The organism is Pseudomonas sp. TH32 (assembly GCF_016650855.1).
GTDB lineage: Bacteria > Pseudomonadota > Gammaproteobacteria > Pseudomonadales > Pseudomonadaceae > Aquipseudomonas.
Genome location: NZ_JAEKFA010000002.1, coordinates 5,171,591 through 5,183,449, shown reverse-complemented (window position 1 = coordinate 5,183,449; position 11,859 = coordinate 5,171,591). Strand labels below are relative to the sequence as shown.

Genomic DNA, 11,859 nt, shown 5'->3' with positions numbered 1-11,859 from the left:
TCAGGAGACAACTCCATGAGCCTCAATATTTTCTGGTTTCTGCCTACTCACGGCGACGGCCATTACCTTGGCACCGCCGAAGGCGCTCGCGCCGTAGACCACGGTTATCTGCAGCAAGTGGCCCAGGCGGCCGACCGCCTTGGCTTCGGCGGGGTGCTGATCCCTACCGGCCGCTCCTGCGAAGACTCGTGGCTGGTGGCGGCGTCGCTGATTCCGGTGACCCAACGCTTGAAATTCCTTGTCGCGCTGCGCCCCGGGATCATCTCCCCGACGGTGGCTGCGCGTCAGGCCGCGACCCTGGACCGGTTGTCCGGTGGCCGGGCGTTGTTCAACCTGGTGACCGGTGGAGACCCGGATGAATTGGCCGGCGACGGTTTGTTCCTGAGCCATGAAGAGCGTTACCAGGCGTCGGTGGAATTCACCCGCATCTGGCGTCGCGTGCTGGAAGGCGAAACCGTCGACTACGACGGCCAGCACATCAGTGTCAAAGGCGCCAAATTGCTCTACCCGCCGATCCAGCAACCGCGTCCGCCGCTGTATTTCGGTGGCTCCTCCGAAGCGGCCCAGGACCTGGCGGCCGAACAAGTGGAAATGGTGTTGACCTGGGGCGAGCCGCCGGCTGCGGTGGCGGAAAAGATCGCACAGGTTCGCGCCAAGGCCGCCAAGCTCGGGCGTACCGTGCGCTTTGGCATTCGCCTGCATGTGATCGTGCGTGAAACCAACGCCGAAGCCTGGCAGGCCGCCGACAAACTGATCTCCCATGTGGACGATGAAACCATCGCCCGCGCCCAGGCCTCGTTGTCGCGCTTTGACTCCGTGGGCCAGCAACGCATGGCCGCCTTGCACGGCGGCAGCCGCGACAACCTCGAAGTCAGCCCCAACCTGTGGGCCGGCGTCGGCCTGGTGCGTGGCGGTGCCGGCACAGCCCTGGTGGGCGATGGCCCGACCGTGGCTGCACGGGTGAAGGAATACGCTGACCTGGGCATCGACACCTTTATCTTCTCCGGTTATCCACACCTGGAAGAGTCGTATCGCGTTGCGGAGCTGCTGTTCCCGCACCTGGACATCGAACGTCCCGAGTTGCCCAAAGGCGCCGGTTACGTCAGCCCGTTCGGCGAAATGGTCGCCAACGACATCCTTCCCAAAGCTGCGTCCCAGAGCTGAGGCGCCGCCATGAACCTTGAAAAATTAAGTCATCGATTGGCGCCCTGGGCGCTGCCGATCCTGTTGCTGGCGGTATGGCAGTTGTCGGTGTCGGCCGGTTGGTTGTCGACACGTATTCTGCCGGCACCCAGCGCGGTGATCGAAGCCGGTATCAGCCTGGTCCGCAGCGGCGAAATCTGGACGCACCTGGCCATCAGTGGCTGGCGTGCGGGCCTGGGTTTTGTGATCGGCGGCAGCATCGGCCTGGCCCTGGGCTTTATCACCGGCCTGTCGACCTGGGGTGAACGCCTGCTGGACAGCTCGGTGCAGATGATCCGCAACGTGCCGCACCTGGCGCTGATCCCGTTGGTGATCCTGTGGTTCGGCATCGACGAGACGGCGAAGATATTTCTGGTCGCCCTCGGCACGTTGTTCCCGATTTACCTCAACACCTACCACGGCATCCGCAACGTCGACCCGGCGCTGGTGGAAATGGCCCGCAGTTATGGGCTGTCCGGTTTCAGCCTGTTTCGCCAAGTGATTTTGCCGGGCGCCTTGCCTTCGATTCTGGTGGGCGTGCGCTTCGCGCTGGGCTTTATGTGGCTGACGCTGATCGTTGCGGAAACCATCTCCGCCAGTTCCGGCATTGGCTACCTGGCGATGAACGCCCGGGAGTTCCTGCAAACCGACGTGGTGGTACTGGCCATTGTGCTGTACGCCGTACTCGGCAAGCTGGCAGACCTGGCGGCGCGTGGCCTGGAGCGTGTCTGGTTGCGCTGGCACCCGGCCTATCAAGTGAATAAAGGAGGTGCGGCATGACCGCTCAACAACCTCCACGCCTGCTGCGGGGCATTCCCCTGGCAGTGCGCAAGTTGCGCAAGGCCTTCGGCGCGCGGGAAGTGCTGAAGGAAATCGACCTGCACATCCCGGCCGGTCAATTCGTCGCGGTCGTGGGCCGTAGCGGCTGCGGCAAAAGTACCTTGCTGCGCCTGCTGGCGGGCCTGGACAAAGCCAGTGGCGGCGAATTGCTCGCCGGTTCCGCGCCGCTGAGCGATGCGATTGAAGACACGCGGTTGATGTTCCAGGAAGCGCGCCTGCTGCCGTGGAAAAAGATCATCGACAACGTGGGCCTGGGCCTCAAGGGCAACTGGCGCCCGCAGGCGTTGGAAGCGCTGGAAGCGGTCGGCCTGGCCGAGCGCGCCAATGAGTGGCCGGCGGCGTTGTCCGGTGGCCAGAAGCAGCGCGTGGCCCTGGCCCGCGCCTTGATCCACCAACCACGTCTGTTGCTGCTGGACGAACCGCTGGGGGCCCTGGATGCCCTGACCCGGATCGAGATGCAGCAACTGATCGAGAACCTCTGGCAGAAGCACGGCTTCACCGTGCTGCTGGTGACCCACGACGTCAGCGAAGCCGTGGCCATTGCCGACCGGGTGATTTTGATCGAAGACGGCGAAATCGGCCTCGACCTGCACGTGGAACTCCCACGTCCGCGGGTGCGTGGCTCCCACCGCCTGGCGGCGCTGGAAACCGAAGTGCTTAACCGTGTGTTGTCGCTGCCCGGCACCCCGCCGGAACCCGAACCTGTTTCACCGCTGCCTACGCAATTGCGTTGGGCTCAATAACTCACTTGTCTTACACAGGAAGAACGACCATGACTATTAAAGCCATCAACGTACGTAACCAGTTCAAAGGCACCATCAAGGAAATCGTCGAAGGCGACGTGCTGTCGGAAATCGACGTACAGACCGCGTCCGGCATCGTCACTTCCGTGATCACCACGCGCTCGGTGAAAGAGCTGGAACTGGTGATTGGCAGCGAAGTGATTGCCTTCGTTAAGTCCACCGAGGTGTCGATCGCCAAGTTGTGATTGGCGTTCTTGAAACCGCCATCGCAGGCAAGCCAGCTCCCACATTTTGATCTGTGAACGCAGTCAAATGTGGGAGCTGGCTCGCCTGCGATAAGGCCTTTGTGGGCAACACTTTAATCAGGCAGTGACCACCCGCTTGGGCAAGAACGCCGGCAGATAAAGCCCCACATACGCATCAAATACCCGCATGCCTTCCTCGGCCATGCGCGGGGTGATCTGCCCGTGCTGGTGCACCGAGCGCGCATAGACCCGGTCGCTCAGCTCCAGGGCCAGGGCAAACACGTCGACATCGGCGGGCAGGCTCGGCACTTCGAAGTGCCGGTTGAACACCTCATACATCAGGTTTCCCAACTCCAGATCGTGCTGGCGGTCGGCCTGTGTCACTTCGGTCAGCCCGTGCTGGGCCAGGATCAATTGCCGTGCGGCGGCGTCGTTGCTGTAGATGCTGAGCATGCGCTGCTCCACCACGCAGGACAGGTCGCGCCAGTGCTTGAGTGAGTCATGATCGATGGGCGCCTGAATGGCTGCGCGGAAGGCTGCATGGACGTCGGCGGTCAGCGCCTCCAGCAACGCCGGCACGCTGGCGAAGAAGTGGTACACCGATGACGGCGGAATCTGCGCCCGTTCGGCCACGCTGTAGATCGACAGGCTCGCCACGCCTTCGGCGGCCAGCAAGGTGCGGGCGGCGTCGAGGATCGCGTCGATCCGGGCCTGGCTGCGGGCGCGGGGTTTGCGAGGGGCGACGGGGCGATTCATTGAAGTCTCCTACAGGGTAGCGGGCATTGTACGCAGAGCCACTGGATGATCCATACCCTGTGGCGAGGGAGCTTGCTCCCGCTGGACTGCGCAGCAGGCCCAAGACCTGCACCTCGGTTCCGCCTGAAAGAACCCGGTGTTCTTATTGGGGCCGCTTCGCAGCCAAGCGGGAGCAAGCTCCCTCGCCACCACAGGCATAAAAAAACGCCGCAAGCCAAAAGCCTGCGGCGTTCTTTTTAACCCGCCAACCGCTTACACGGTATGCAGGTACCAGTTGTACTCAAGGTCGGAGATGGAGTGTTCGAACTCTTCCAGCTCACTTTCCTTACAGGCGACGAAGATATCGATGTATTTAGGATCGATGTACTTGGCCATCACCTCGCTGTCGTCCAACTCGCGCAGGGCATCGCGCAGGTTGTTCGGCAGGCTCTGTTCGTTCTGCTCGTAGCTGTTGCCTTCCACCGGTGCGCCAGGCTCGATCTTGTTGGTCAGGCCGTGATGCACGCCCGCCAATACCGAAGCCATCAGCAGGTAAGGGTTGGCGTCGGCGCCGGCCACACGGTGTTCGATACGTACGGCGTCGGACGAGCCGGTCGGTACGCGAATCGCCACGGTGCGGTTATCCAGGCCCCAGCACGGCGAGTTCGGCACGTAGAACTGTGCGCCGAAACGACGGTAGGAGTTGACGTTAGGGCACAGGAACGCCATTTGGGCGGGTAGGGTCTCCAGCACACCGCCGATCGCGTGACGCAATGCGGCGTTCTGCTCGGGATCCTCGCTGGCAAAGATGTTCTTGCCGTCCTTGTCCAGGATCGAAATGTGCACGTGTAAACCGTTGCCTGCCTGGCCCGGGTAAGGCTTGGCCATGAAGGTGGTGTCCATCTCATGGTCGTAGGCGATGTTCTTGATCAGGCGCTTGAGCAGTACCGCGTAGTCGCAGGCCTTGATGGGGTCGGCAACGTGGTGCAGGTTCACTTCGAACTGCGCCGGGGCACTTTCCTTGACGATGGCGTCGGCAGGGATGCCTTGCTCTTTTGCACCTTCCAGAATGTCCTGGAGGCAGTCGACGTATTCGTCGAGGTCGTCGATCAGGTAGACCTGTGTCGAGTGCGGGCGTTTGCCGGAGATCGGCGAGCGGGGCGGTTGTGGCCGGCCATTCACGTTCTCCTGGTCAATCAGGTAGAACTCCAGCTCGAATGCGGCGCAGATGGTCAGACCGAGGTCGTCAAATTTGCTTACAACTTGGCGGAGGACTTCGCGAGGATCGGCGAAGAAAGGTTCACCTTCGAGTTCGTGCATGGTCATCAGCAGTTGCGCGGTTGGGCGCTTTTGCCAGGGTTCATTGCACAGGGTGTCGGGGATTGGATAACAGATTCGGTCAGCATCACCGATGTCCAGACCCAGGCCGGTGCTTTCCACCGTTGAGCCGTTGATATCCAGGGCAAATAGAGAGGCAGGCAGGTTAATGCCCTTCTCGTAAACCTTGTGGAGGCTGGTGCGTTCGATGCGCTTGCCGCGCACCACACCATTCATATCCGCAATTAGAAGGTCTACGTACAGAACCTCAGGATGATCCTTAAGGAACGCGTTCGCTTCGTTAAGCTGAACGGCACGCGGGGGTACCGACATGATGCAACACCTTTGTTGTTAAAAATATCAATCATTGATCTCTTCGGGTTTCAGTCAACCCGAACGGCATGCCGAAGTCAAGCGAGGCCTTTTTTGCCCTAAAAAAGCGCCTTGAGGGCTTTTTTGGGGCTTTTTGGGGCAGTTTTTTGGGTTTGGTGCTCTTGGAACCAGCACGTTTGAGCGGGCCGTGTTGTATTTTTTACGGGGGTGTTGTGTAAAAAAATGAACAAGGCTAAGCTCGATTCAAACCCATAACAGCAATAATACCGGGGTGCTTCATGTCTCGCCTGCCGTTAATCGGCGTCACCGCCTGCTCCAAACAGGTCGGTCTGCATGCTTATCACATCAGTGGCGACAAATACGTCCGTGCAGTGGCCACCGCTGCCAAGGGCTTGCCATTGATCATTCCGTCCCTGGCGGACCTGCTCGACCCGGCCAATATTCTTGACGGCCTGGACGGCATTCTTTTTACCGGCTCACCTTCCAATATCGAACCCTTTCACTACGACGGTCCGGCCAGCGAGCCCGGGACTGCTCATGATTCTGCACGGGACCAAACCACCCTGCCGCTGCTGCGTGCCGCTATCGCGGCAGGCGTTCCGGTGCTGGGGATTTGCCGTGGCTTCCAGGAAATGAACGTGGCGTTTGGCGGCAGCCTGCACCAGAAGGTTCACGAAGTGCCGGGCATGATGGATCACCGCGAAGACGACACCCAGCCGCTGGACATCCAGTATGGCCCGGCGCACCCGGTGACGATCTCCCCGAATGGGGTATTGGCAAGCCTGGGCTTGCCGCCGACGATCCAGGTCAACTCGATTCATTCCCAGGGCATCGATCGCCTGGCGCCGGGTTTTCAGGTCGAGGCCACCGCCCCGGATGGCTTGATCGAAGGCTTTTCGATCCCCGCGGGCAAGGCTTTTGCTTTAGGAGTGCAATGGCACCCCGAATGGCAGGTAAGCTCTAACCCGCACTACCTCGCAATCTTCCAGGCATTTGGCAATGCCTGTCGAAAGCGGGTGATGCAACGCGACGCGGATGCTGCGTCAACTTACGCCTGACCTTTAATGGATGTCAGGAAACACAGCCCAGAGGCATTTATGAGTAACAACCTCGACCAGCTCACCGATTGGTTGAAAGACCACAAGATCACAGAAGTCGAATGCATGATTGGCGACCTCACCGGCATCACCCGGGGCAAGATCTCGCCGACCAACAAGTTCATCGCCGAAAAAGGCATGCGCCTGCCCGAAAGCGTTCTGTTGCAGACCGTGACCGGCGACTATGTCGAAGACGACATCTATTACGAATTGCTCGACCCGGCCGACATCGACATGATCTGCCGCCCGGACGAGAACGCGGTGTACCTGGTGCCCTGGGCCATCGAGCCTACCGCCCAGGTGATCCACGACACTTACGACAAGCAAGGCAACCCGATCGAGCTGTCGCCGCGCAACGTACTCAAGAAAGTCCTCAAGCTCTACGCCGACAAAGGCTGGCAGCCCATCGTGGCGCCGGAGATGGAGTTCTACCTGACCAAGCGCTGCGAAGACCCGGACTTCCCGCTGCAACCGCCGATTGGCCGTTCCGGTCGCCCGGAAACCGGTCGCCAGTCCTTCTCTATAGAAGCAGCCAACGAATTCGACCCGTTGTTCGAAGACGTCTACGACTGGTGCGAGCTGCAGGAACTGGACCTCGACACGCTGATCCACGAAGACGGCACGGCGCAGATGGAGATCAACTTCCGTCACGGCGACGCACTGTCCCTGGCCGACCAGATCCTGGTGTTCAAGCGCACCATGCGCGAAGCGGCGCTCAAGCACAACGTGGCGGCCACCTTTATGGCCAAGCCCATGACCGGCGAGCCCGGCAGCGCGATGCACCTGCACCAGAGCATCATCGACATCGCCACCGGCAAGAACGTGTTCTCCAATGAAGACGGGACTAAAAGTGAGCTGTTCCTGCACCACATCGGTGGCCTGCAGAAATTCATCCCCGAGCTGTTGCCGCTGTTCGCGCCTAACGTCAACTCGTTCCGCCGCTTCCTGCCCGACACCTCGGCGCCGGTCAACGTGGAATGGGGCGAAGAAAACCGCACCGTTGGCCTGCGGGTACCGGACGCCGGCCCACAAAACCGCCGGGTGGAAAACCGCCTGCCGGGTGCCGACGCCAACCCGTACCTGGCGATTGCCGCCAGCTTGCTGTGTGGCTACATCGGCATGGTCGAAGGCATCAGCCCAAGCGCGCCGGTGGTTGGCCGGGGTTACGAGCGCCGCAACCTGCGCCTGCCGCTGACCATCGAAGACGCCCTGGAACGCATGGAAAACAGCAAGACCATCGAGAAATACCTGGGTCAAAAATTCATCACAGGCTACGTCGCGGTCAAGCGGGCCGAGCATGAAAACTTCAAGCGCGTGATCAGTTCGTGGGAGCGGGAATTCCTGCTCTTCGCCGTCTGATGCGCCGGGCGCGCCCTTTAAACGGCGCGTCCTCACCTGAAACATCTAGGAGATTGGTATGTCCAGCAACAACCCGCAAACCCGTGAATGGCAAGCCTTGAGCAGCGATCACCACCTGGCGCCGTTCAGCGACTTCAAGCAATTGAAAGAGAAAGGCCCACGGATCATCACCAAAGCCCACGGCGTTTACCTGTGGGACAGCGAAGGCAACAAGATTCTCGACGGCATGGCCGGCCTGTGGTGCGTGGCGATCGGTTACGGTCGTGATGAACTGGCTGATGCGGCCGCCAAGCAGATGAAAGAGCTGCCTTACTACAACCTGTTCTTCCAGACCGCCCACCCGCCGGTGCTGGAACTGGCCAAAGCCATCTCCGATATCGCCCCGCAAGGCATGAACCACGTGTTCTTCACCGGTTCCGGCTCCGAAGGCAACGACACCATGCTGCGTATGGTCCGCCACTACTGGGCGATCAAAGGCCAGCCGAACAAGAAAACCATCATCAGCCGCAAGAATGGCTACCACGGCTCCACCGTGGCCGGCGCCAGCCTGGGCGGCATGACCTATATGCATGAGCAGGGCGACTTGCCGATCCCGGGCATCGTCCACATCGCCCAGCCTTACTGGTTCGGCGAAGGCGGCGACATGAGCCCGGAAGAGTTCGGCGTGTGGGCCGCGAACCAGCTGGAAGAGAAGATTCTGGAGCTGGGCGTGGACAACGTCGGTGCCTTTATTGCCGAGCCGATCCAGGGTGCCGGTGGCGTGATCGTGCCGCCAGACAGCTACTGGCCGCGCATCAAGGAAATCCTCGCCAAGTACGACATCCTGTTCGTGGCCGACGAAGTGATCTGCGGCTTTGGCCGCACCGGTGAGTGGTTCGGTAGCGACTTCTTCGGCCTCAAGCCCGACATGATGACCATCGCCAAGGGCCTGACCTCGGGCTACATCCCGATGGGCGGCCTGATCGTGCGCGACGAAGTGGTCGCGGTGCTGAACGAAGGCGGCGATTTCAACCACGGCTTCACCTATTCCGGTCACCCGGTGGCGGCAGCGGTTGCCCTGGAAAACATCCGCATCATGCGCGATGAACAAATTGTTAAGCGCGTTCATGACGAAACGGCACCCTATTTGCAAAAGCGTCTGAGGGAACTGGCTGATCACCCGTTGGTGGGTGAAGTTCGCGGTGTGGGCATGCTCGGTGCGATTGAGCTGGTTCAGGACAAGGCAACGCGCAAGCGTTACGAAGGCAAGGGCGTTGGCATGATCTGCCGCACGTTCTGCTTCGAGAATGGCCTGATCATGCGCGCCGTGGGCGACACCATGATCATTTCGCCGCCGTTGGTGATCAGCAAGGCCGAGATAGACGAGTTGGTGACCAAGGCGCGGCACTGCCTGGACCTGACTTTGGCGGCATTGCAGGGCTAAATGCTAGGCTCAGAACGCAGCGCCTGCTGGGCGCTGCTTCCGGGATGTTAGAAAAGCGGGGCATTGGTTGAAAGCCGGCCCTTGAACTTGCCAGACTGTCGCCCTGTTTTGTTGCCCTTAGACGGGCTGCGAAACACGTTGTACTTAAAGAACGAACGTGGCCCAAAAAAGAAAAAATTGGAGCATGACCGAATGAAGGCATTAGGTTTGAAGAACGCTGGCAAGACCCTCCTGGCCTTGTCCCTGATGGGGGCCATGGCAGGCGCGGCGCACGCCGACGATAAAGTGCTGCACGTTTATAACTGGTCCGACTACATCGCACCGGACACCATCGCGAACTTTGAAAAAGAGTCCGGGATCAAGGTGGTCTATGACGTGTTCGACTCCAACGAAACCCTGGAAGCCAAGTTGCTGGCAGGCAAGTCCGGTTACGACATTGTCGTGCCGTCGAACAACTTCCTCGCCAAGCAGATCAAGGCCGGTGTTTACCAGGAGCTGGACAAGTCCAAGTTGTCGAACTACGACAACCTGAACAAGTCGCTGCTTAAGGCCGTGTCCGTCAGTGACCCGGACAACAAGCACGCCTTCCCGTACATGTGGGGCTCGATCGGCATCGGCTACAACCCCGAGAAGGTCAAGGCCGCACTGGGCATCGACAAGATCGACTCGTGGGACGTTATCCTCAAGCCGGAAAACCTCGCCAAGCTCAAAGGCTGCGGTGTGAGCTTCCTCGATTCGCCAACCGAAATGCTGCCGGTAGCGCTGCATTACCTGGGCCTGCCGACCGACACCCAGAAGAAAGAAGACCTCAAGCAAGCCGAGGCCCTGTTCCTCAAGCTGCGTCCTTCGATCGGCTACTTCCACTCGTCCAAGTACATCTCCGACCTGGCCAACGGCAACATCTGCGTCGCCGTGGGTTACTCGGGTGACGTGCAACAGGCCAAGTCCCGCGCGGCTGAAGCCGGTGGCAAGGTCAAGGTTGCCTACGATATTCCAAAAGAAGGTGCCGGCAGTTTCTACGACATGGTCGCTATCCCTAAAGATGCCGAAAACGTCGACGCTGCCTACAAGTTCATGAACTACCTGCTCAAGCCGGAAGTCATGGCGGGCATTACCAACAGCGTGCGCTTCCCGAACGGTAACGAGAAAGCCACCGCATTGGTCGACAAAGACATCACCAGCGACCCAGGCATTTATCCGCCAGCGGACGTGCAAGCCAAGCTGTATGCCATTGCTGACTTGCCGGCTGCTACTCAGCGGGAAATGACCCGCAGCTGGACCAAGATCAAATCGGGCAAGTAAGCCGCTTTGATAGCTGTTTTGCTAACTGCCGCGATGCGCGCGGTGGTTAGCGAAACAATTAAATGACAGAAAGTTTTGCCGGATCGGTTTATCGAGGGTAAGTTGCGCGCCGGTTTTGTTGCCGGGCAACAACTTCGGGCCCAACTATTAAGAGGACCTCCACTTGCCAATTTCTTTATTTCGCAAAGCCATGCTGGTGGGTGCAGGTATCACGCTGGCTGCCAGCGTGCAGGCCGCGCCGACGGTGCATATTTATAACTGGTCGGACTACATTGGCCCGGACACCCTGGCCAACTTTGAAAAAGCCACCGGCATCAAGCCGGTCTACGACGTGTTCGACTCCAACGAAACCCTGGAAGGCAAGTTGCTGGCCGGGCGTACCGGGTATGACGTGGTCGTGCCGTCCAACCACTTCCTTGGCAAGCAGATCAAGGCCGGGGCGTTTCAGAAACTTGATAAGTCGCAACTGACCCACTACGCCAACCTCGACCCGGCGCTGCTCAAGCGTCTGGAAAAGAACGACCCGGGCAACCAGTACGCCGTGCCGTACCTGTGGGGCACCAACGGTATTGGTTACAACGTAGATAAAGTCAAAGAAGTGCTGGGCGTCGACAAGATTGACTCCTGGGCCGTGCTGTTCGAGCCGGAAAACATGAAGAAGCTGGCGAGCTGCGGCGTGTCGTTCATGGACTCGGCGGATGAAATGCTGCCGGCGGTGCTCAACTACATGGGCCTGAACCCCAACAGCACCAACCCTGAAGACTACAAGAAGGCCGAAGAGAAACTCCTGAAAGTGCGTCCGTACGTGACCTACTTCCATTCTTCCAAATACATCTCCGACCTGGCCAACGGCAACATCTGCGTGGCGGCAGGCTTCTCCGGTGATGTGTTCCAGGCCAAGGCCCGCGCGGCCGAGGCGGGCAAAGGCGTGAACATCGCCTACGTGATTCCCAAAGAAGGCGGCAACCTGTGGTTCGACGTGCTGGCCATCCCCAAGGATGCCACCAACGTCAAAGAGGCCCTCGCCTTCATCAACTATTTGCTGAAACCTGAGGTGATCGCTCAGGTCAGTGATTACGTCGGTTACGCCAACCCTAACCCAGGGGCGGACAAACTGATGGAGCAATCGATACGCACTGACGAAGCGGTTTACCCACCGCAGGCGGTTCTCGACCGGACTTTTGTCAACTTCGAGCTACCCCCGAAAGTGCAACGTTTGATGACCCGTAGCTGGACCAAGGTCAAGACGGGCAAGTAAGGCTCAAACTATCCAAGGCTGGCCC

General features: G+C 59.8%; 11 protein-coding genes. 9 read left to right on the top strand and 2 right to left on the bottom strand.

The window, feature by feature from the left end; translation table 11 throughout:
* The first annotated feature begins 15 nt into the window (after positions 1–15).
* The 4 genes from ssuD to JFV30_RS27520 are packed head-to-tail and all read left to right on the top strand — an operon-like array spanning position 16 to position 3,010.
* Positions 16–1,164, top strand: a complete 1,149-nt coding sequence (gene ssuD, locus JFV30_RS27535) for an FMNH2-dependent alkanesulfonate monooxygenase (RefSeq protein WP_010167857.1) — start codon at positions 16–18, stop codon at positions 1,162–1,164.
* 9 nt (positions 1,165–1,173) lie between these two features.
* A complete protein-coding gene (ssuC, locus tag JFV30_RS27530; RefSeq protein ID WP_010167854.1) occupies positions 1,174–1,962 on the top strand; it encodes an aliphatic sulfonate ABC transporter permease SsuC in 789 nt (262 codons plus the stop codon).
* On the top strand, positions 1,959–2,765 hold the full coding sequence (ssuB, locus tag JFV30_RS27525; RefSeq protein WP_010167853.1) for an aliphatic sulfonates ABC transporter ATP-binding protein: 807 nt from the start codon (positions 1,959–1,961) through the stop codon (positions 2,763–2,765). Before ssuC ends, ssuB begins: the two co-directional genes overlap by 4 nt.
* Positions 2,766–2,794: 29 nt before the next feature.
* Complete coding sequence (locus JFV30_RS27520; protein WP_003213899.1) at positions 2,795–3,010, top strand: TOBE domain-containing protein; 216 nt, start codon at positions 2,795–2,797, stop codon at positions 3,008–3,010.
* Positions 3,011–3,127: 117 nt separating this feature from the next.
* Here JFV30_RS27520 and JFV30_RS27515 read toward each other — a convergent pair whose 3' ends face one another.
* Both JFV30_RS27515 and JFV30_RS27510 read right to left on the bottom strand, forming a co-directional pair.
* Positions 3,128–3,766 (bottom strand): TetR/AcrR family transcriptional regulator, encoded by a 639-nt coding sequence (locus JFV30_RS27515; RefSeq protein ID WP_010167852.1) that lies wholly within the window; start codon positions 3,764–3,766, stop codon positions 3,128–3,130.
* A gap of 252 nt (positions 3,767–4,018) precedes the next feature.
* Positions 4,019–5,395 carry a glutamine synthetase family protein gene (locus JFV30_RS27510; RefSeq protein ID WP_003213894.1) on the bottom strand — a complete coding sequence of 459 codons (1,377 nt, stop codon included), beginning with the start codon at positions 5,393–5,395 and terminating at the stop codon, positions 4,019–4,021.
* Between the two features lie 278 nt (positions 5,396–5,673).
* Between JFV30_RS27510 and JFV30_RS27505 the strand changes: the two genes are divergently transcribed.
* The 5 genes from JFV30_RS27505 to JFV30_RS27485 all read left to right on the top strand — a co-directional run bounded on the left by JFV30_RS27505 (position 5,674) and on the right by JFV30_RS27485 (position 11,834).
* Positions 5,674–6,453, top strand: coding sequence for a gamma-glutamyl-gamma-aminobutyrate hydrolase family protein (locus tag JFV30_RS27505; protein WP_201125643.1), 780 nt, complete (start codon positions 5,674–5,676; stop codon positions 6,451–6,453).
* Between the two features lie 39 nt (positions 6,454–6,492).
* The gene (locus JFV30_RS27500; protein WP_201125642.1) at positions 6,493–7,851 is read left to right on the top strand and encodes a glutamine synthetase family protein; all 1,359 of its coding nucleotides are present in this window, start codon (positions 6,493–6,495) and stop codon (positions 7,849–7,851) included.
* A 58-nt stretch (positions 7,852–7,909) separates the two neighbouring features.
* Positions 7,910–9,274, top strand: coding sequence for an aspartate aminotransferase family protein (locus tag JFV30_RS27495; RefSeq protein ID WP_010167849.1), 1,365 nt, complete (start codon positions 7,910–7,912; stop codon positions 9,272–9,274).
* A 207-nt stretch (positions 9,275–9,481) separates the two neighbouring features.
* Positions 9,482–10,576, top strand: a complete 1,095-nt coding sequence (locus tag JFV30_RS27490; RefSeq protein ID WP_010167848.1) for a polyamine ABC transporter substrate-binding protein — start codon at positions 9,482–9,484, stop codon at positions 10,574–10,576.
* Positions 10,577–10,739: 163 nt separating this feature from the next.
* On the top strand, positions 10,740–11,834 hold the full coding sequence (locus tag JFV30_RS27485) for a polyamine ABC transporter substrate-binding protein (RefSeq protein WP_201125641.1): 1,095 nt from the start codon (positions 10,740–10,742) through the stop codon (positions 11,832–11,834).
* Positions 11,835–11,859 lie beyond the last annotated feature (25 nt).

What these genes read in the sequence shown, in the direction of transcription:
- ssuD (WP_010167857.1), top strand. Translation starts at nt 16, where the DNA reads ATGAGCCTCAATATTTTCTGGTTTCTGCCTACTCACGGCGACGGCCAT.
- ssuC (WP_010167854.1), top strand. Translation starts at nt 1,174, where the DNA reads ATGAACCTTGAAAAATTAAGTCATCGATTGGCGCCCTGGGCGCTGCCG.
- ssuB (WP_010167853.1), top strand. Translation starts at nt 1,959, where the DNA reads ATGACCGCTCAACAACCTCCACGCCTGCTGCGGGGCATTCCCCTGGCA.
- JFV30_RS27520 (WP_003213899.1), top strand. Translation starts at nt 2,795, where the DNA reads ATGACTATTAAAGCCATCAACGTACGTAACCAGTTCAAAGGCACCATC.
- JFV30_RS27515 (WP_010167852.1), bottom strand. Translation starts at nt 3,766, where the DNA reads ATGAATCGCCCCGTCGCCCCTCGCAAACCCCGCGCCCGCAGCCAGGCC.
- JFV30_RS27510 (WP_003213894.1), bottom strand. Translation starts at nt 5,395, where the DNA reads ATGTCGGTACCCCCGCGTGCCGTTCAGCTTAACGAAGCGAACGCGTTC.
- JFV30_RS27505 (WP_201125643.1), top strand. Translation starts at nt 5,674, where the DNA reads ATGTCTCGCCTGCCGTTAATCGGCGTCACCGCCTGCTCCAAACAGGTC.
- JFV30_RS27500 (WP_201125642.1), top strand. Translation starts at nt 6,493, where the DNA reads ATGAGTAACAACCTCGACCAGCTCACCGATTGGTTGAAAGACCACAAG.
- JFV30_RS27495 (WP_010167849.1), top strand. Translation starts at nt 7,910, where the DNA reads ATGTCCAGCAACAACCCGCAAACCCGTGAATGGCAAGCCTTGAGCAGC.